Annotated in this window: 18 protein-coding genes and 1 pseudogene; 11 read left to right on the forward strand and 8 right to left on the reverse strand. The window is 42.2% G+C overall.

Annotated elements, in window-relative coordinates:
* Positions 1-64 precede the first annotated feature (64 nt).
* On the reverse strand, positions 65-274 hold the full coding sequence (locus tag CF596_RS01815; RefSeq protein WP_004972246.1) for a hypothetical protein: 210 nt from the start codon (positions 272-274) through the stop codon (positions 65-67).
* A 373-nt stretch (positions 275-647) separates the two neighbouring features.
* Between CF596_RS01815 and rpoD the strand changes: the two genes are divergently transcribed.
* The 6 genes from rpoD (at position 648) to CF596_RS01845 (ending at position 7,206) form a co-directional block, all read left to right on the forward strand.
* Complete coding sequence (gene rpoD, locus CF596_RS01820) at positions 648-2,534, forward strand: RNA polymerase sigma factor RpoD (protein WP_096901028.1); 1,887 nt, start codon at positions 648-650, stop codon at positions 2,532-2,534.
* Between the two features lie 113 nt (positions 2,535-2,647).
* A complete protein-coding gene (locus tag CF596_RS01825) occupies positions 2,648-2,941 on the forward strand; it encodes a DUF493 domain-containing protein (protein WP_004972250.1) in 294 nt (97 codons plus the stop codon).
* Positions 2,942-3,092: 151 nt separating this feature from the next.
* Positions 3,093-3,749: a lipoyl(octanoyl) transferase LipB gene (lipB, locus tag CF596_RS01830; RefSeq protein WP_096901029.1), complete on the forward strand. Its 657-nt coding sequence runs from the start codon at positions 3,093-3,095 to the stop codon at positions 3,747-3,749.
* 75 nt (positions 3,750-3,824) lie between these two features.
* Positions 3,825-4,358: a hypothetical protein gene (locus CF596_RS01835; RefSeq protein ID WP_026438100.1), complete on the forward strand. Its 534-nt coding sequence runs from the start codon at positions 3,825-3,827 to the stop codon at positions 4,356-4,358.
* Position 4,359: 1 nt separating this feature from the next.
* Entirely contained in the window at positions 4,360-5,544 is a 1,185-nt protein-coding gene (locus tag CF596_RS01840) for an iron-containing alcohol dehydrogenase (protein ID WP_096901030.1), read from the forward strand.
* Positions 5,545-5,811: 267 nt separating this feature from the next.
* The gene (locus CF596_RS01845) at positions 5,812-7,206 is read left to right on the forward strand and encodes an APC family permease (RefSeq protein WP_096901031.1); all 1,395 of its coding nucleotides are present in this window, start codon (positions 5,812-5,814) and stop codon (positions 7,204-7,206) included.
* Positions 7,207-7,401: 195 nt separating this feature from the next.
* On the opposite strand, the gene CF596_RS01850 is transcribed toward CF596_RS01845, so the two are convergent.
* From CF596_RS01850 to CF596_RS01865, 4 genes are all read right to left on the reverse strand, one after another.
* Positions 7,402-7,881, reverse strand: a complete 480-nt coding sequence (locus tag CF596_RS01850; RefSeq protein ID WP_096901032.1) for a tRNA (cytidine(34)-2'-O)-methyltransferase — start codon at positions 7,879-7,881, stop codon at positions 7,402-7,404.
* A 92-nt stretch (positions 7,882-7,973) separates the two neighbouring features.
* Positions 7,974-9,344: a siroheme synthase CysG gene (gene cysG / locus CF596_RS01855; RefSeq protein WP_096901033.1), complete on the reverse strand. Its 1,371-nt coding sequence runs from the start codon at positions 9,342-9,344 to the stop codon at positions 7,974-7,976.
* Between the two features lie 67 nt (positions 9,345-9,411).
* Entirely contained in the window at positions 9,412-10,683 is a 1,272-nt protein-coding gene (gene serS, locus CF596_RS01860; RefSeq protein ID WP_096901034.1) for a serine--tRNA ligase, read from the reverse strand.
* A gap of 120 nt (positions 10,684-10,803) precedes the next feature.
* A complete protein-coding gene (locus CF596_RS01865) occupies positions 10,804-11,601 on the reverse strand; it encodes an RsiV family protein (protein ID WP_096901035.1) in 798 nt (265 codons plus the stop codon).
* Between the two features lie 520 nt (positions 11,602-12,121).
* Between CF596_RS01865 and CF596_RS01870 the strand changes: the two genes are divergently transcribed.
* The gene (locus tag CF596_RS01870) at positions 12,122-13,372 is read left to right on the forward strand and encodes a transposase (RefSeq protein WP_096901049.1); all 1,251 of its coding nucleotides are present in this window, start codon (positions 12,122-12,124) and stop codon (positions 13,370-13,372) included.
* Positions 13,373-13,417: 45 nt separating this feature from the next.
* Here CF596_RS01870 and CF596_RS01875 read toward each other — a convergent pair whose 3' ends face one another.
* Positions 13,418-14,431: a CorA family divalent cation transporter gene (locus CF596_RS01875; protein ID WP_096901036.1), complete on the reverse strand. Its 1,014-nt coding sequence runs from the start codon at positions 14,429-14,431 to the stop codon at positions 13,418-13,420.
* Positions 14,432-14,585: 154 nt separating this feature from the next.
* Here CF596_RS01875 and CF596_RS01880 point away from each other — a divergent pair, with 154 nt between their 5' ends.
* Entirely contained in the window at positions 14,586-15,188 is a 603-nt protein-coding gene (locus tag CF596_RS01880) for a TIGR00730 family Rossman fold protein (RefSeq protein WP_096901050.1), read from the forward strand.
* Between the two features lies 1 nt (position 15,189).
* Positions 15,190-15,600 carry an NUDIX domain-containing protein gene (locus tag CF596_RS01885; RefSeq protein WP_096901037.1) on the forward strand — a complete coding sequence of 137 codons (411 nt, stop codon included), beginning with the start codon at positions 15,190-15,192 and terminating at the stop codon, positions 15,598-15,600.
* A 78-nt stretch (positions 15,601-15,678) separates the two neighbouring features.
* On the opposite strand, the gene CF596_RS01890 is transcribed toward CF596_RS01885, so the two are convergent.
* Both CF596_RS01890 and recG read right to left on the reverse strand, forming a co-directional pair.
* Positions 15,679-16,314 (reverse strand): phosphoribosyltransferase family protein, encoded by a 636-nt coding sequence (locus tag CF596_RS01890; protein ID WP_096901038.1) that lies wholly within the window; start codon positions 16,312-16,314, stop codon positions 15,679-15,681.
* An 18-nt stretch (positions 16,315-16,332) separates the two neighbouring features.
* Positions 16,333-18,378, reverse strand: coding sequence for an ATP-dependent DNA helicase RecG (gene recG / locus CF596_RS01895; RefSeq protein WP_096901039.1), 2,046 nt, complete (start codon positions 18,376-18,378; stop codon positions 16,333-16,335).
* Between the two features lie 36 nt (positions 18,379-18,414).
* On the opposite strand from recG, the gene CF596_RS01900 reads away from it, so the two are divergent.
* Together CF596_RS01900 and CF596_RS01905 are read left to right on the forward strand one after the other, a co-directional pair.
* Positions 18,415-19,194: an NAD(P)H-binding protein gene (locus tag CF596_RS01900; RefSeq protein WP_004974669.1), complete on the forward strand. Its 780-nt coding sequence runs from the start codon at positions 18,415-18,417 to the stop codon at positions 19,192-19,194.
* Between the two features lie 124 nt (positions 19,195-19,318).
* Positions 19,319-19,736 (forward strand): annotated as a pseudogene (locus CF596_RS01905) (RNA-guided endonuclease TnpB family protein); the annotation flags it as partial.

The following is a 19,736-nucleotide window of genomic DNA, read 5'->3' on the forward strand; positions in this document are numbered from 1 at the left end:
AATCCATCGGTGTCAATTTAGGGGTGTAGCATAGCATTTTCAATGCCAGATACAGTACCTGATTTTAGTCATCTTCATCGTCAAAATCGTCGTCATCGTCAAAATCATAATCAAAATCTTTGAGCTCACGTTCCAAACGACGTTGTGCGAGTAAATCATCAATCAAACGGCGCTTTTCTAAAGATTCTTTCGCGCTTATTTTGTTTGATGCCTCATCGAAATTAACATCATCATCACCGTAGTTATCATCTAGTTCAAAATCTGTAGAAGACACTAAAACTACCTCAGAATGAAAAAATGTGAAGGGTCTAGCCGCTATTTATCTGCCTTTATAAATATTGTCAAGTTTTATTTATTTTTTTCAAAAAACTGCAACATAGACAGCTTGCAACATTGCGGCAAATTTGTGTATTTATGAACAAGTTAGTATCATTATTTGAGATTCGCCCCAATCATAAAAATATTTTGCGGGCAAAAAGGAAATTGACTTGAAAAACAGTAATGAAGCCCCATATTCCTATCACATTCTTCATTCAAACATCATTTTAAAATCATGCTTGATTGATCAATTCACCCCCTATTTAAAGCGAATTGTGCTATCATGCACGGTTTTTCACTGCCACAGATTCAACGAAGAGTAAGCAAAGATGAGCGATATGAATTCCCCTACTTCGCAAGTAGCGGCTCTGATTAGCCGAGGCAAAGAGCAAGGTTACCTAACTTACGCTGAGGTTAACGATCATCTCCCGGACTCAATCACAGAAAGCGAGCAGATTGAAGACATTATTCAAATGCTTCAAGACGTCGGTATTCCTGTGCATGAACGTGCGCCTGAATCTGATGATGCAATGTTCGAGGATAATGCGGAAGCTGCCGACGAAGTTGCTGAAGAAGAAGCTGCAGCGGTACTTGCCTCTGTAGAAAATGAGCCTGGTCGCACCACAGACCCTGTGCGTATGTATATGCGTGAAATGGGTACGGTTGAGCTGTTAACGCGTGAAGGTGAAATTAGCATTGCGAAACGTATTGAAGAAGGGATTCGCGATGTACTTCACTCGATTGCCTACTGGCCAAACGCAGTGCAAGTGGTACTGCAAGAATATAAAGATTATGAAGCAGGCGAACGTCGCCTTGCCGATATTTTATCAGGTTATTTAGACCCTGAAACCGATGAAGAAATTCCAGAAGTTTTAGAAGACGAAGCCGATTTAGACAAAGAAGAAGACACCAGCAACAAACCAACCAAAGACGTCAAACTTGATGATGACGATGAGGAAGAAGAAGCTGAAGCCGAAGAAGAATCTGAAGCAGATTCAGGTCCAGACCCAGAAATTGCAAGAATGCGTTTTGGTGAATTGGAACAGGCTTATCTTGCAAAAATTGCTGCCATTGAAAAACATGGTCGTGAAAGTGCCGAAGCTCAAGAGGCTTTAGAAGCTTTAGCGACTGTATTCATGATGTTTAAATTTACGCCACGTTTATTCGATATTATTTCGGAAATGATTCGTGGTACACATGAACAAATTCGTACTGCTGAACGTGAAGTGATGCGTTATGCGGTGCGTCGTGGTCGTATGGATCGTACTCAATTCCGTACCTCATTCCCAGGTCAGGAATCTAACTTTGCTTGGTTAGACGAGCACATTGCCAAAGCACCTGCCGACCAAAAAGGCTATTTGGAAAAAGTACGTCTAGATATTTTGGCGTTCCAACAAAAAATTGCCGACATTGAAAAAGAGTTAGGCTTAGATGTTAAAGGCATCAAAGAAATTTCTAAGCGTATGGCAGTAGGCGAAGCCAAAGCCCGTCGTGCGAAAAAAGAAATGGTTGAAGCCAACTTGCGTCTGGTTATTTCGATTGCAAAAAAATACACCAACCGTGGTTTACAATTCCTAGACTTGATTCAGGAAGGTAACATCGGCTTGATGAAAGCGGTAGACAAGTTCGAATACCGTCGTGGTTATAAGTTCTCGACTTATGCAACATGGTGGATTCGTCAGGCGATTACCCGTTCTATTGCCGACCAAGCGCGTACCATTCGTATTCCAGTACACATGATCGAAACCATTAACAAGATCAACCGTGTATCGCGTCAATTGCTTCAGGAAATGGGTCGTGAACCGACTCCAGAAGAATTAGGCGAACGCTTGGAAATGGATGAAGTTAAAGTTCGTAAAGTTCTGAAAATTGCCAAAGAGCCGATTTCTATGGAAACGCCAATTGGTGATGATGAAGATTCACATTTGGGTGACTTCATTGAGGACAGCAACATCACCTCACCTGTTGATGCGGCAACCTCTGAAGGCTTAAAAGAAGCGACCCGTGAAGTGCTTGAAAACTTGACTGAACGTGAAGCCAAAGTTCTGAAAATGCGTTTTGGTATTGATATGCCAACCGATCATACTTTGGAAGAAGTTGGGAAGCAGTTTGATGTGACCCGTGAACGTATCCGTCAGATTGAAGCCAAAGCCTTACGTAAACTTCGTCACCCTTCTCGTTCTGAACACTTACGCTCGTTCTTGGAAAATGACTAAGATTGCTGCATAAATGAGCTATTGAAATTTTTAAATTCAGCCTCATTTATTCAACAAGACAAAAAACGCCTGCCCTATGCAGGCGTTTGATATAGAGATAGAGACACACGCTTATGACGTTATTCAACCGTACCCCATCTCGTGAACTACAAGAGCATCTTTGGGTGTTTCCAATGGATTACCCAATTAAACTCATTGGTGACGCGGGTGATGAACTGCGTATTGCTGTGCTTGAAATTTTAGTGAAGCACTTCCCTGAGTTTGATGCACAAAGCATCAGCATTACCCCATCACGCACAGGCAAGTATCATTCAATTACAGCACAATTGCGTTTTGAAGAATTGGAACAAGTGCATGCCATTTATGCAGATTTGGCAGCTTGCCCACTGATTAAAACTGCATTGTAATTTTGTAGATTGATTTTCAAATAACACGCTTTCGAGCGTGTTTTTGTTTCTGAACTCACAAAATCTTATTCATTCCACAAATCCCCTACACCCGCCACATTTTCGTATAATAAAATCAATTTCTTGCTTTTACGGATAGGACTGCATCACTGTGGACACTGCACAACGGCCAAACCTGATTATTCGTCAATACCATGACCTGACAGACTACGAAGCACGCTTTCAGGAAATGAAACACTGGACGGAGCAACGTGATGCAGACAGTCCTGACCAACTCTGGATTTTGCAGCATCCGAATGTACTCACTCAGGGGCAAGCAGGCAAAGCTGAACATATTTTAATGGCTACGGATATTCCTGTAGTACAAACTGACCGAGGAGGCCAAGTCACATGGCATGGCCCAGGCCAATTGGTCGCCTACTTCATGTTTGACCTCAACCGTTTAGGTTGGAATGTCCGTACTTTGGTATCTTATGCTGAAAACTTGATGATTGAGCTGCTTAAAAAATACGGCATTGATGCCTATGCCAAAGCCGATGCACCAGGGGTATATGTCAATGAACGAAAAATTGGCTCACTCGGTTTTAAAATTCGTAAAGGCCGTAGTTATCACGGTTTAGCCCTTAATATTGATTGTGACTTGACTGGTTTTCAAAGTATCAACCCTTGCGGCTATGCAGGTTTGGAAATGGTACGTGTGATGGATTTAGTCAATGACTATCCACATTTTGAAAACTTCTGCGCAGATATCATTGAAACTTTACAAAACAGCGGTTACTTTAATGACGTTCAAGTCATTCACGTATAAATGGCTTTCTTTTCAATAAGAAATAAAATAGAGTATTTACTCTAAATAATGATTTATAACACAGGGATTCAGCGCGTGATTTCAACTAAATCTGTGAAACCCGCTTTGCAACTGGCCTATGTCAAACTCATGATGGATGTGATTGGCAGAGGTTTAGTCATGGCAAGTCAGGTCGATGAAGAAATTAAACAAGAAGTTGCCAAATTTCCCAGCAACTTTGTGTTGTCTATGAAAGTTTTTCCGAATGGTCCAGCCTTTGTTGCCAAAGTCACTGCAGATCATCAATTAGAACTGTTACAGAATACGGCACAAAAACCCGATTTAACCATTACCTTCAAACACTTAAATCATGCATTTTTAGTGTTTTCATTTCAGGAAAGTACCGCACAGGCCTTTGCGCATGACCGCATGATTGCTGATGGTGATGTGTCTTATGCAATTCGCTTGGTACGTTGCCTGAATAAAATGGAAGCACTGATCTTGCCTAAATTACTGGCAGAACTGGCGGTAAAACAATATCCGACTGAACTCAGCTTAAAAGAAAAACTATCAGGTGCAGCCAATATCTATCTAAAAGTTGCCCAATCTTATTTCAAACGGAGTGCATAACATGGCGAAGCCTTATTACGAATTTTTTTGCCCAGTCAAAGTCATTGCAGGTCATGCAGCGCTTGAACATATTCCGTTTGAATTGGCGACACTCGGTTCGCAGCGCCCAATGATCATTACCGACAAAGGCGTGCGTTCCAACAATTTGCTTGCACCGATTGAAGCGGCTTTTGAATCTACCGATGCCGTGATTGGCTATGTTTTTGATGATGTCCCGCAAGATTCAAGTGTGGCGACAGTTCGCCGTGCTGCGCAGTTGTACCGCGAAAACAACTGTGATGCCATTATCGCGGTGGGTGGCGGTTCAGTCATTGACACCTCTAAAGCCACCAATATTTTAGTCAGTGAAGGTGGTGATGACTTATTGCAATATTCAGGTGCGCATAACTTACCACGTCCACTGAAACCTTTTTTTGTGATTCCAACCACATCAGGCACAGGTTCAGAAGTGACTATGGTTGCGGTGGTATCCGACACCGAAAAGAACGTCAAAATGCCATTTGCATCGTATTACTTAATGCCACATGCAGCCATTTTAGACTCACGTATGACGCAAACTTTGCCACCACATTTAACGGCAATGACGGCTATGGATGCCATGACGCACGCCATTGAAGCTTATAGTTGCATGGCAGCCAACCCAATTTCTGATGCTTATGCTACTGCAGCAATTAAAAAAATCAGCAATAACCTGTTCAATGTATTAGACAACCCAAGCGATGAACAAGGCCGTTTGGAATTGGCACAAGCATCTACTATGGCGGGCATTGCATTTTCAAATTCCATGGTTGGTTTAGTGCATTCCCTAGGTCATGCGTTGGGTGCTGTGGCACATTTGCCACATGGACTGTGCATGAATTTATTCTTGCCATACGTGTTGGAATACAACAAAGACGTCAATGCCGATAAAATTGCCGAGCTGCTATTACCGTTGGCAGGCGCAGACGTCTATGCGCAAACCCCTGCACATTTACGTGCCGATAAAACCATTGCGACACTCTTAGCTATTCGTGACCGCTTATATGCACTGACCAAATTGCCACGCACTTTACAAGAAACTGGTAAAGTCAGCGAAGCACAATTAGATGAAGTCGCTGAAAAAGCCCTGAACGATGGTTCGATTATTTACAACCCGAAAGAAGCCAATTTAGAAGAACTCAAAGCTATCTTAAAAAAGGCTTGGTAATTCCTACAAAATAGGCGAACATAGCCGAAAATCTAGCCTGATGTTTTTCTAAACATCGGGCTTTTCATTGGTAGACTGCTGCGTCTGATGTTTTTTCATCAATATGGCGTTTTTTCTGCTAAAAAAGAAAGCAAAGATACTGACAAAGCGCGTCATTATGGAGTAGATTGGCGCGTTTTTACTTTTTATGTAGGGGGGATTGTTCGTCTCAAACAATCCTGAACAAACATGACTGATCCTTGATCAACGATTAAGAGGATAACGCCGTTGACAAATATCTCTGGGACTCAATCGGCAGCTAAACTGCAAAAAACGCTAGGACTCTGGCACATTATTATTATTGGTTTAGCCTACATTCAACCGATGACGTTATTCGACACTTTCGGCTTAGTATCGGAAGAAAGTCATTTTCACGTACCCACATCTTATATTTTTGCACTGGTTGCCATTCTTTTAACTTCTTTAAGTTATGGTCACATGATTCGTCGTTATCCTTCTTCTGGGTCGGCGTATACCTATGCACAAAAATCGATTCACCCCAACGTTGGTTTTATGGTGGGTTGGTCATCTTGGCTAGATTATTTACTCTCGCCAATGGTCAACATCATCTTGGCGGTGATTTATCTGGAAGCCTTATTCCCTGATGTGAATCACTGGATTTGGGTGGTGGTACTCACGGCATTTATGACGGGTGTCAACTTGCGTGGCGCGCGTTTTGTCGCCAACTTTAACAGTATGATCGTTTTGGTACAGTTGGTGGTCATTGGCGTATTTACATGGATGATGTACACCAAACTTCAGGCAGGCTTCAATGCCGATGGTCCAATTACTGCCGAGCAACGTTATCAGTTATGGAGCTTAGAACCTTTCTGGAATGAACTTACTTCGGTAGGCGCATTGATTACAGGTGCAACCCTACTCTGCTTCTCATTTACAGGTTTTGACTCACTCAGCTCACTTGCAGAAGAAACCAAAGATACAGAGAAAACCTTACCAAAAGCGATTTTCTTAACTGCGCTAATTGCAGGCGTAATCTTCATTGTTAGCACCTATTTCATGCAAATTTATTTCCCGAATGAACCGGGTAGCTACTTTAAAAATATCGCAGAAACTCAGCCAGAAATTTTACTGTTGGTGGGTGGCTCGCTGTTCCAATCTTATGTACTGACCTTTGCAATTGTAACGGTCATGGCATCTGGTATTTCAGCGCATGCAGGTGTATCACGTTTAATGTACGTGATGGGTCGTGATGGCGTGATCAACAAAAACCTCTTTGGTCATATCAGCCCACGTAACTACACGCCTTCATACAACATTCTAATTGTGGGTGCTGTAGCCTTAACTGCTGGTTTTATGGATCTAGATTTTGTGATTTCATTGATCAGTTTTGGCGCTCTCACCGCATTTAGTTTTGTGAATTTATCGGTGATTTCACGTTATGCGCTGCGTGATGGTCGCACCAAAGGCTTTAAGGACATTCTCAATTTTGTGATCGTACCGTTATGTGGCTTTATTGCAGTGTTTGCTTTATGGCTCGAAGTCGATGAAACTTCATTGAAGTATGGCTTATGGTGGGCGATGTTTGGGGTTTTATACCTCGGTTATAAAACCAAAGGCTTTAAACACCCTGCTCCGCAGCACAATGAGTTTGATGATCGCTAAAACAAATAGCTTCTCAATCTTCAGATCAGGCGCTTTATGCGCCTTTTCTTATGTCTAAAATGGGTTATAAGTTTTTATCAGTAAAATAACCAAAAATAAAAAAGCTGAGTACAATTTTATCTCAACTTTTTGTTCATCAACGCAGATCATTGATACTCAAGATCGCACTAAATTTGAAATAAATTAATGGTCAAATTAGAGCAATACTTTAAAACCTTGCTGACGCCATGCTTCATACACAATCACAGCCGTTGCATTAGACAAATTTAAACTGCGTGAGTTTTCTGCCATTGGTAAACGAATCCAGTGCTGCTGCGGAAACAACATGCGTACAGCTTCAGGCAAACCGCGAGTTTCAGGCCCCATCAACAAGGCAACAGGTCGGTTTAAATCTGAAGTATGTGGTGTTTCTGTACCTTTGGTGGTCAATGGATAAATCGCATCCAAGCCCACACCTTTACGATCTAAATCAGCCAAACATTGCTCAAGATTGTCCCAAATTTGCATACGTGCCCATTCGTGATAATCCAAACCTGCACGTTTCAGCTTTTTATCATCCAATTCAAAACCTAATGGCTGAATCAAATGTAATTGCGCACCGGTATTGGCACATAAACGAATGATATTGCCTGTGTTAGCTGGAATTTCAGGCTCATATAAAACAACGTGGATCACAAATTTTCTCTACTTTTCACAATCCCTCCCCAGCTCCCTTTAGAAAATGTAGGAACTCCCCTCTTTTTAAAAGAGGGGTTGGGGGAGATTCATTACCATTTCAACTGTTCACGTAAATTGACCACTTCACCAATAATGGTCAAGGTAGGCGCCTGAATTTGGTGCTGTTCGACTTTACTGGCAATATCCGCCAACGTCCCCACCAACACTTTTTGTTCAGGGGTCGTGCCTTTAGAAATTAAGGCGACAGGCATATCCGCCCGTTGTCCATGTGCAATCAGTTTTTCACAAATGCTTTCTAAGCCAACCAAGCCCATATACAGCACCAAAGTCTGGTGTTCATACACCAATTCTGACCACGGCAATTCAGGCGAACCTTCTTTTAAATGCCCAGTAAGGAAACGCACACTTTGCGCATAATCTCGATGAGTCAGTGGAATGCCTGCATAAGCCGAACAGCCCGAGGCTGCGGTGATGCCCGGTACGACCTGAAATGACACACCTGCTTCATACAATTCTTGAATTTCTTCACCGCCACGCCCAAAAATAAACGGATCGCCACCTTTTAAACGGCAAACTCGCTTACCTGCTTGTGCATATTTCACCAATAATGCATTGATGCCTTCTTGCGGTACAGCATGGTTAGAACGTGCTTTTCCGACATAGACTTTTTCGGCATCACGGCGGCACAATTCCAAAATGGGTGCAGACACCAAACGGTCATAAATCACCACATCGGCTTGCTGCATTAATCGTAAGGCTTTTAAGGTCAGCAATTCAGGATCACCCGGCCCTGCACCAACCAAATACACCTCGCCTTTCGGTGTTTGCCATTCCGCTAAAGCGTGTTGTATGCTTTGGTTTGCAGCGTCAAGATTGTCATTGAACACCTGTTCTTTAAGAGGGCTAGCATATAACTCCTCCCAAAAAATACGGCGCTCTTCTGGATTTACAATTTTCTGTTTTACCGCTGCACGCCACTGACCTGAAAACTCAGCCAGTTTGCCCATACCATGCGGAATACTGCTTTCCAGTTGAGTACGAATTTGACGTGATAACACGGGAGATGTGCCATTACTTGCAACTGAAATCACTAAAGGCGAACGGTCAATGATCGCAGGCACCATAAAACGACAATGTGGCGGATCATCAACACTATTGACCAGCACATTTTCGGCTTCGCAAGCTGCAAAAACTTGCTGATTGACCAAATTGTTATCTGTTGCAGCAATCACCAAACGATAGTGACGCAGCGCAGTAGATGAACTAAAAACATCTTGCACATACTGCCCCTGACTCTGCTGCACCAGTTGCAGTAAATTGTCATCAATTTCAGGAGCAAGTACATCAATTTTTGCGCCCGCTTTAGCCAGTAACAGTGCTTTACGATAAGCAATATGCCCACCACCCACAATCAGGCAACGTTGCTGCTGCAACTTTAAAGAGATTGGGAAAATTTCCACGATACGCCTCTATATTTTTTAGATCTGATTGAGCTAAAGCAAAAACTATGCACAAATTCGATGCATTTTAGTCTATATGACTAATACCGCCCATATATGGACGTAATACTGCAGGAATTTCGATTGAACCATCAGCACGTTGATAGTTTTCCATCACTGCAAGTAAAGTACGACCTACAGCTAAACCTGAACCATTCAACGTATGCACCAATTCGATCTTCTTCTGATCTACGCGGTAGCGTGCTTTCATACGTCGTGCTTGGAAATCGCCCATGTTTGAGCAACTTGAGATTTCACGATAGGTATTTTGGCTTGGCACCCATACTTCTAAGTCATAAGTTTTGGTTGCACCAAAACCCATATCGCCACCGCATAGAATAATTTTACGGTACGGTAAACCAAGTGCCTGTAAAATGCCTTCAGCATGTCCAGTCAATTCTTCTAAAGCCTGCATTGAGGTTTCTGGTTTTACAATCTGCACCATTTCGACTTTATCAAATTGGTGTTGACGGATTAAACCACGAGTATCGCGACCATAAGAACCTGCTTCGCTGCGGAAACAAGGGGTATGAGCGGCATATTTTAATGGCAAGCGTTCAGGATCAATGATTTCATCACGCACAAAGTTGGTTACTGGAACTTCGGCAGTTGGAATTAGATAGTATTCTTTTTCACCTTGTAGCTTGAACAAATCTTCTTCAAATTTAGGCAGCTGACCAGTACCACGCAATGAATCTGCATTGACCAAATACGGTACATACGCTTCGGTATAACCATTTTGAACAGTATGCGTATCTAACATGAACTGGGTAATCGCACGTTGTAAACGCGCCAATGGCCCTTTCAGAACGCTAAAACGAGAACCTGTTAATTTGGTTGCAGTTTCAAATTCCAAACCACCCATCATTTCGCCAAGGTCGGTATGATCTTTAATTTCAAAATCAAACTGGCGTGGTGTACCCCATTTCAATACTTCCACATTATCAGCTTCATCTTTACCTTCAGGCACAGACTCATCTGGCAAGTTTGGAATAGACAATGATTTAGCTTCTAACTCATCTTGTAACTCTGCCAAAGCCACTTCAGCGGCTTTGATTTCATCGCCAATAGCAGCCATGCGAGCCATAATTTCAGAAGCATCACCACCTGCTTTTTTAATCTGACCGACTTGTTTTGCGCCCGAATTACGCTCTGCCTGTAATGCTTCGGTTTTAGATTGCAATTCTTTACGACGTGCTTCAAGTGCTGCCCACTCTGCCACATCTAATTGCACACCACGTTTTGCCAAGGCTAAATTTACAGCCTCAATATTATTTCTGAGTAATTTCGGGTCAATCATAGCCAATCTTGGAATAAGAAAAAAACTGGCTATAGTGTAAGCGCTTCGGGTTAAAAAATACAGTAACCCGATTCACGGCTGCACCTTATTACAGCAATCTCTGCGTATTTTTGTGCAATTTTATTGGCTAGGATACTGCGGCAAACTTGGCAAATATTCAGACTTTATTAATTTTTCTGTCGCGTAGTAAGGCAGAATCAACTCAGGCATACCTTCTGCATAAGATGCCAATTCATACAACGGGTAGACAAAGACCAAACCATTGGCACCATAATAAAAATTATCGCTCAGTTTAAACTTTTCACGGGAAATATCATGTTCATCTAGCCAGTTATAATTATGGTTAAATAATTCTTCTGTCATTTTGGCTTCCGTATTGGGCAGCATAATATCTTGCAACGCCAAACGCTTTTTCTGTTTTAAATCAAAAGTCACAAATTCTTGGTGATGAATACCATGTGCTGCACCCGCAGGGTAACTATAGCTTTGCAAACTAAACGTCGCTAAATTGGCATGTTGCCCGATATAACGCACATAGCTCGAACTCTGACTCAGTCGCATAGGATCGGTTTCTTCTACCTTTGGCGTTGCAGTTGATGCCGCAGCTTCAGAAAATGCAATTGGGTCTGCCTTTTGCAAACGCTGCATAAAATATTCATCAATCCACGCCACATTGGTTTTTACTGTCTGAATATCGTAAGCAGTACAGCCTTCTTCATCACAAATTTGCTGTTGTGGCAATTTAAGCGCCACCACTTTAGCTTGAATCACAGGAATCTCGGCTGTGACAGATGCAGGCGCAGCTTGCTCAGTTTCGGTTTTAGAAGTTGTCTCACTCTTTGGCTGACATGCAGTCAACAACATAACCGAACTTAAAGCGACAGCACCCAAAAACACCTGTGATTTTAAATATTGCATTAAATTCCCCTTCTACCACGATTCATAAAGTCCAATGATTAGAAATGCAAACCTGCACAAATCTTGCGATAAAATTGCTTCAATTGAATTAGTCAAGACTATAGATAACTCTCGCTGTTCAATCCTAGAGCAGTTGTGTAACGGAATAATCGGGGGATAAAGTTGCTTAAAATTAATGCTCATATTTTTGTATGATTATTTTTATTTTTTCATTATAAATCAAAATATTGATAACACATCATTAGTGCAAAATGATGATCTGTGATGACTCAGTCTATATCCTGCATACTGCAAAATGTGAATTATCCCAAGATTTATCCACAGAAATTGTGGATTTCTCGGGAAGAATATTCAAATAAATTTCCGCTATGCTGAAGCTGAAAACCTTCTCCCTGTGGGCATAGGTATCTACACAATTTCCATGTTTTGCGTTAAATTGAAGAGCATGCTCTTCAATTTTAACATCTCTCGCTTAGATCAGCGCCTTGTCAAACGTTACAACAACCTTGTTCAGTTCAATATGAATCCTCTTGCTTCACTTGCCCCTGCAATCAAAGATATTGCCCCTGCAATCAAAGATATTGCCTCTGCTCAAAAAAATAGTTTCGCAACGACGCAAGCTGTATGGCGGTTTTTAAATAATGATAAAATTTCATTTAAACAATTAAATGAACCTATTCAACAGCTTGCTTGTGATCAGATTAAGACATCGCTGCATCGCTATGCTTTAGTTATTCATGATTGGTCACAAATCCAATATGTGACACATCGTAATAAAACTCAAAAACTCCAAAGGACACATCAGTACGACTCAGGCTATGAATTACAAACGAGCTTACTTGTTGATGCTGCTTCTGGACTTCCTGTTGCTCCATTAGCTCAAACCCTTTCTAGTGCTTCAGGTTGCTATTCGACATTTAATGAGCAACAGACCGAACGTAAAACTCATTTAGACTCCCTTTCTGAACAAATACAAAAAGTTGAACAGTTTCCTCTTGAGAAAACCTGCGTACATATTATTGATCGTGAAGGAGATTCCATTGCTCATCTCAGGGAATTAAGCAGTCATGGTTTTCAATGGCTTATTCGAGCAAAGGAAGGCAATCGGATTGAGCATCAGGGTGAAATATGTAAAGTTGGAGAAGTTGCTGAACGTATCGAAATACAGCAAGTGAAACCCATTTCTTACAAGGGTAATCAACATATGCTTTATGTTGGAGAAACCAATGTTCGGCTTACCCGTGCTGCAAAATCAAATAAAAAAGATTCTTTAGGTCAAAGAGTTGCTCCTCAGAAAGGTGCTGCAATTGAGGCTAGACTGATTATTGCGGTGGTTAAAGATATTAATGATAAGACAGTTGCAAGATGGTCATTGATCAGCAATGTATCAACCGAGATTACCGCAGTGGAATTGACAACTTGGTATTACTGGCGTTGGTCAATCGAATGTTATTTCAAACTTCTCAAGCAAGCAGGTCATGATATTGAGTCATGGCTTCAGACTACCCCAGAAGCGATTTTAAGGCGTTTGCTGATCAGTTGTATGGCTTGTGTGTTGACGTGGAGAGTGCAGCGTTGTACAGATGAGCAAAATCAGAAAGTCCGTGCATTTTTGACTAGGCTTTCAGGTAGACAGCAGAAAAGAGGCAAGATAGAGAGTGCGCCTGCCATATTGGCAGGACTCTCGATTTTACTAAATACTCTTCAACTGCTCTCAGAATATTCAATAGATGAACTGAATGAAATCGCAACCATTGCACTAGGTACCTAAAGATGTGTAGATACCTATGCCTAAAAAGAGAGGGAATAAAAGGCATCAAATCCATTTTTTCCATCTAAAGTAAATTAATGGGCCAATAAAGAAGCCAATTAAAATAATACTGACCACTATAAAACTGGTGGTGCCTTTGGCAAAAGGTAACACGTCGGTGTTCATGCCATAAACACTGGCAACTAGCATCGGTGGCGCTAACATACTCGGTAAAATCGAGAATCGACGAATCGTGTCGTTCTGTTCGGTGTTAATGAAGCCTGAAGTGGTATCGAGCAAGAAGCGCACTTTTTGGAATAAGAAGGCATCGTGTTCGACCAGTGAGCGTACATCTTCACTGAGTTCTCGAATGTCGGCATCGTAAATATGACTACCCAACGCACGCGGACGTGCCAAAAAGGTCAGGACACGACGTAAATCAATCAAACACAATTGCGCTTTTCCAAGCATGTCTTCTAATTGTGCCAGTCGGGTAATCATGTCATCGAGGTCTAAAATTTGCTCACGATGACGGTTATTCAGAACTTCTGTGGAATACTTTTCCAAGTCCTTGTGGATATCTTCTAAGATATCCGCAAGTTCGTCCAGTTTGGCTTCAAGCAAGCCTAAAAGCACCCAAGTCGGGTCTTTATAGTCAATTTCGTAGTCGTTACGTCGTGCACGCGCCCGAAATGCCCGAAACGCCACTAATTTTTCACCACGTAGGGTAAACAAGTGTTCTTTATGTAAAATAAAGGCGACGGTTTGCACAGTGGCTAAAATACTGGAATTGTCTTCAGTTTCGCCATCGACTTGATAGTTTTTATTTTTAGTTAAAAAATAGGTACTAATGTGTAAAATACCGTCATCATCGCGGTAGAATCGCGCTGAAGATGAAATATCTTCCAAAGATTTTAAGGTCGGTAAATTTTGTGAGTATGCGTCTAGTACCCATTGCTGTTCTTCTTGTGAAGGGGCAATTAGGTCAATCCAGACCAGATCTGGATGCAAATCAAAACCACCGTTAATGGTGGCATCTTCCAGACTACCGCGCTCTGTGGCATAAAAGGCTTCAAGCATTCGTCTTTTCTCCTTGCGCAGTATGGGTTTTGTGGATGGGTGTATTTTAGACAAGGATCTTACTAAATACACTGCTCAGAATGCTATTTTATTTAAAAATCTCCCTGAAGTTTAATTTTATGGCATGACAGCCAGATAACATGGTGAAAAAATGATGTCGTCAATTGCTATTTTCTGTGGTTCTGCCCCAGGAAAAGATTCAGTTTTTGTTGAAAATGCACGAAAAGTGGGTGAAACACTGGCTGCACAAGGCAAAACTTTAATTTATGGCGGTGGGCGCTCAGGCTTAATGGGTGTGGTGGCAGATAGTACTTTGGCCGCAGGTGGTCGTGCAATTGGCGTTATGCCTGAAAGTTTGGCAGAGCATGAATTGGCGCATCCGCATTTGACAGAATTACACATTGTTGAAAACATGCATGCTCGCAAAATAAAAATGTCAGAATTAGCCGAGGGCTTTATTGCTTTGCCGGGTGGTTCGGGAACTTTAGAAGAAATTTTTGAGCAATGGACGTGGGCACAATTAGGAATTCACTCAAAACCCTGTGCTTTTTTAAATGTAGATGGCTTTTATGATGATTTGCTAAAGTTTTTAAGACAGACCTCTGAAAAAGGTTTTACTCAGCCACGTTTTTGTGAGGCATTGATAGTATCGAATTGTATTGACAATATTTTGCAGCAATTTGAACAATATCGTGTCCCTGAAATGAAATGGGAAGTACCTGAGCTAGAGTGGGTGCAGCAGGAACTGGCGAAATAAAATGGCTGAGATCAACAACATCATTACCGTTGCGGCTGCAATTATTTTAAATGCTAAACAGCAGTTATTGGTGGTGCGTAAACAGCACACTGCGTGTTTTATGCAGGTCGGTGGCAAATTAGAACCCAATGAAGCACCTGAAACGACCATGTTGCGAGAAATTGCCGAAGAAATTGGCTGTCAGGCGCAAATTCAACAATTTATTGGACGCTATGAAACAGCAACAGCCAATGAACCTGACTGTCGTTTGGTCAGTTATGTGTATTGGGTGCAGCTAGACCAGGCACCAAAAATTGCTGCTGAAATTGCCGAAATGAAGTGGGTGGATTTGGATGATCAAGATACTTTGTTAGCACCGCTAACCCATGAAGTGGTGATGCCATGGTTAAGACAATATTTACAACAAAATTAAGAGCTGTTGATCATTCGTCTATATTTCAAGTGCAATTTTTTAATGCGCTAAGCATATTCGCCTGAATAGTTTTGTTTTTTATTCAGCACTGGCTAGACAGACTGCTTCGACTTTTTGACAGCCGAGCTTGAGTAACTGCTGTTTGAGTGCATGAATTGAACTGCCCGTTGTGACCACATCATCCACAATTAAAACCCGACGATAACGGATTTTAGGCGCAGTCTGAATTTGAAATTGCTGTTGGATGTCTTCCAATCGTTCTAAGCGACTTAAGCCTTTTTGCGCATGTTGTTGCAAGCGGGTCACAGGTTGCCAAATCGGGACATTTAAATGTTGTGCCAGTCCTTTTGCCAACAATAAAGATTGATTGTAGCCGCGTTCAGTCAAGCGGGCAGTGGAAATTGGCATCGGTACAATGGCTTGAATTTTAGGATAAGACAGTTGTTTTAGCGCACCTGCCAAAAGTAGTTGGTAATGTAACTGCTGTTCATATTTAAATTGTTGAATGATGCGATTAATTGGATAGTGATAATCAAAAGTGACTTGAATCTGCATTTCTTGTCGTTGTACCGCTTGGCTACGCCACGGCAATTGTTGCCAACAGGTTTGACAGACCGAATGTTGCCATTGCGTGTCGCTATGGCAGAGCTGACACGGTTGCAGTTGGCGCAGCCATTGTATGCCGCATTGTAGTAGATTGATCGGCTGAGTCATCTTAGGACTGCAATCCGTTTAAACATAGGCATAACGTGGTGCCTCAGGCAGCCAGCGTTTTAGCAAAGCTTCGGCATGTGTAGGATAATCGTTTAAAATTTGCTGTGCCACATGATGCGCCTGTGCCAGCAAATGATCATCCCGTTCTAATTTAGCCACCCGAAAGCCCATATCTCCCGTTTGTTTGGTTCCTAAAAGTTCCCCAGGGCCACGCAGTTCTAAATCTTTTTCTGCAATCACAAAACCATCGTTGGTTTCGCGCATAATCCGCAAGCGTTCTTGTCCATTTTGCGAAAGTGGATTTTTATACAACAAGGCACAAAAACTGGCTTTGGCACCCCGTCCGACTCGTCCACGTAGCTGATGTAGCTGTGAAAGTCCTAAACGCTCGGCATTTTCGATCACCATAATTGAAGCATTCGGTACATCGACCCCGACCTCAATTACTGTGGTGGCAATCAGCAACTGTAATTGATTGTCTTTAAATTGCCGCATGACGGCTTGTTTTTCATCGGCTTTCATTTTACCGTGTACCAACCCAATATTCAGTTCAGGAAAGCGTTCTTTAATTTCAGCAAAAGTCACTTCGGCAGCTTGTGCATCTAAGGTTTCCGATTGTTCCACCAAGGTACAGACCCAATAGGCTTGTTTGCCTTCGGCACAATTGCTGGCAATACGTTGTAAGACTTCTTCACGCCGATCTAGCGGAATGGTCACCGTTTGAATAGGCGTACGCCCTGGCGGTAGTTCATCAATCACCGAAGTATCCAAATCGCCATAGGCGGACATGGCTAAGGTACGTGGAATAGGCGTTGCAGTCATCACCAATTGATGCGGTGTAGTATGATTGGCACCCTTATTGCGCAAAGCCAGACGTTGATCGACCCCAAAACGGTGTTGTTCGTCAATAATCACCAAACCCAATTTGGCAAATTGCACATTGTCCTGAAATAACGCATGTGTCCCAACCACCAAATTGGCGCTACCATCTTGAATGCTCAGTTCAGCCGCTGCCCGTGCTTTGCCTTTTTGCTTGCCAGACAACCACGCCACTGTTAAGCCCAACGGCTCAAACCATTTTTGAAAGTTCAGATAATGTTGTTCTGCCAAAATTTCAGTGGGTGCCATCAGCGCGACTTGCCAGCCTTCTTCTAGGGCATGACAGGCTGCGACTGCAGCGACCAAGGTTTTACCTGCACCTACATCACCTTGTACCAAGCGCAGCATGGGTTTATTACCCTGCAAATCCTGCATGATTTCTTGCGAAACCCGTTGCTGTGCGCCTGTCATTTGAAATGGCATGTTACCGAGTAACGCAGGTGCTAGTTTTTGACTTGGGGAAAATGCAGGTGAGGCAATTTGCTGAATATAAGCCCGTCGGGTTAGTAAACTGACTTGATGCGCCACCAATTCTTCAAAAATCAGGCGTTGCTGTGCAGGGTGAGAGCCTTGTGCCAATTGCAGCATATTGGCATTTAAAGGTGGATGGTGAATATAATCCAGCGCCTGTTTGAGTGCGTAGCCATTGGTCATTTTTTCAGGCAAGAGTTCAGGCAAATCATCGCTATGCTGTGCCAAAGCTTGTTTGACGTATTCACGTAATTTGGCTTGGGTCAGCCCATCGGTGCTTGGGTAAATAGCGGTCAGTTGGGTTTTAGGCAGTGGGGTATGTTCAGTAATCAGTTGTAATTCGGGGTGATACATTTCCAGACCACGTGCTCCAACCCGTACTTCGCCAAATACTCTTAAACGATTGCCAAGTTTGGCACGATCTGTAATACCTTTATAAATATGATAAAAACGTAAGGTAATTTTGCCAAATTCATCTTCTAAATTGACAGCCATCGACTTGCGTTTACCCGGTGGAAAATCGACCCCTTTGACCACACCTTCGAGTAAATAGCTACGTCCCACGTTTAATTGGTTCATGGGGATGATCGTGCTACGATCTTCATAGTCACGCGGTAGATGAAACAACAAGTCATCTGTGGTGAAAATATTTAGTTTTTCGAGTAATGCAGCAGAGGCAGAGCCTACCCCTTGCAACTGATGGACTGCAGCCATGTCCCCTCAACTTCAAATGCTATGATTAGGTGCTGAATGCATATTCTATTTATTGGTTATGGTAAAACATCGCAGCGTGTTGCAAAACAACTATTTACGCTCGGTCATCAAATTACCACAATTAGCCGCAGTCCGAAAACAGATCCTGATATGACGCATTTGCTTCAAGATATTCAACAGCTCGATTTATCACAGACTCAACCTGTTGATGCCGTTTATGTATTACTTGCACCATCTCGGAATACGGTTTTGAGTTCTGTAGAAGCGTATCAACAGACTTATGTAGATTCTGTGCAGCCGATTGTCGCTGCATTAAAAGATCATCCTGTAAAGCGAATTATTGTGGTGTCATCTACACGGGTTTATGGCGAAAACGCAGGTGAATGTATTGATGATGATACTGTGCCTAAGCCGAATGATGTACAAGGGCAGTTGTTGTTGCAGATGGAACACTTGTGGCAACAGGCTTATCCTGAACAATGTGTGATCGTACGTCCTTCGGGTATTTATGGCACTTCGACTGCACGCATGCTCAAACTTGCGGAAAGCACACAAAGTTACCCGAATATACATTGGTCAAATCGGATTCATATTGATGATTTGGCAGGTTTTTTGGCACATTTACTTCACGTGGAACATCCAGAACCATCATATATTTGCAGCAATAACCAAGCTCAGCCTTTGCATGAAATGATTTTAAAGATTCAGCGTGAATTGAATTTACCTGAGTTGGTGTTGGAAGGTGAGCGTGAAACAGGGAAAAGGATTTTTGCTCAGAGGATGGTGGCGAGTGGGGTTGAATTATTCAATGTGTAATCATTTATCAAATGGAGCGTAAAACTCAGTCCTTCAGGTCAGAGATATAAGCGACACGACATGAAGTGTCGTTTGATTTAACTAAGGACTATTTTCCTTGAGTTTTGATTGTTAATATAAGTACATGAAAACCCTTAAATTACGTATAAAAGACAAACATTGCAAGGTGTTAGACCAACTAGCATCAGAAGTGAACTTCGTCTGGAATTATGTCAATGATTTAGGGTTTAGGCATTTGAAGCGGAAAGGTGAATTTCTCTCTGCTTTTGATATTGCCAAATATACGAAAGGCACATCCAAAGAATGTAATTTACATAGTCAAACCATTCAGGCTGTAACTGAAGAATTAGTCACCCGAAGAAAGCAATTTAAAAAGGCAAAGCTGAAATGGCGTGTCAGCAATAAAAAATCAGCAAGGCGCTCTTTGGGATGGGTTCCCTTTAAAAAGTTGGCTATCAAATATGCCAATGGATATGTCCAGTATGGAAAACACCAATTTAAGCTTTGGGATAGCTACGGTTTAAGCAAATACACGTTAAAAA

The sequence above is a fragment of the Acinetobacter sp. YT-02 genome (assembly GCF_002412355.1).
GTDB classification, from domain to species: Bacteria; Pseudomonadota; Gammaproteobacteria; order Pseudomonadales; family Moraxellaceae; genus Acinetobacter; species Acinetobacter towneri.

What these genes read in the sequence shown, in the direction of transcription:
- rpoD (WP_096901028.1), top strand. Translation starts at nt 648, where the DNA reads ATGAGCGATATGAATTCCCCTACTTCGCAAGTAGCGGCTCTGATTAGC.
- CF596_RS01825 (WP_004972250.1), top strand. Translation starts at nt 2,648, where the DNA reads ATGACGTTATTCAACCGTACCCCATCTCGTGAACTACAAGAGCATCTT.
- CF596_RS01840 (WP_096901030.1), top strand. Translation starts at nt 4,360, where the DNA reads ATGGCGAAGCCTTATTACGAATTTTTTTGCCCAGTCAAAGTCATTGCA.
- serS (WP_096901034.1), bottom strand. Translation starts at nt 10,683, where the DNA reads ATGATTGACCCGAAATTACTCAGAAATAATATTGAGGCTGTAAATTTA.
- CF596_RS01865 (WP_096901035.1), bottom strand. Translation starts at nt 11,601, where the DNA reads ATGCAATATTTAAAATCACAGGTGTTTTTGGGTGCTGTCGCTTTAAGT.
- CF596_RS01870 (WP_096901049.1), top strand. Translation starts at nt 12,122, where the DNA reads ATGAATCCTCTTGCTTCACTTGCCCCTGCAATCAAAGATATTGCCCCT.
- CF596_RS01875 (WP_096901036.1), bottom strand. Translation starts at nt 14,431, where the DNA reads ATGCTTGAAGCCTTTTATGCCACAGAGCGCGGTAGTCTGGAAGATGCC.
- CF596_RS01880 (WP_096901050.1), top strand. Translation starts at nt 14,586, where the DNA reads ATGTCGTCAATTGCTATTTTCTGTGGTTCTGCCCCAGGAAAAGATTCA.
- CF596_RS01885 (WP_096901037.1), top strand. Translation starts at nt 15,190, where the DNA reads ATGGCTGAGATCAACAACATCATTACCGTTGCGGCTGCAATTATTTTA.
- CF596_RS01890 (WP_096901038.1), bottom strand. Translation starts at nt 16,314, where the DNA reads ATGACTCAGCCGATCAATCTACTACAATGCGGCATACAATGGCTGCGC.
- recG (WP_096901039.1), bottom strand. Translation starts at nt 18,378, where the DNA reads ATGGCTGCAGTCCATCAGTTGCAAGGGGTAGGCTCTGCCTCTGCTGCA.
- CF596_RS01900 (WP_004974669.1), top strand. Translation starts at nt 18,415, where the DNA reads ATGCATATTCTATTTATTGGTTATGGTAAAACATCGCAGCGTGTTGCA.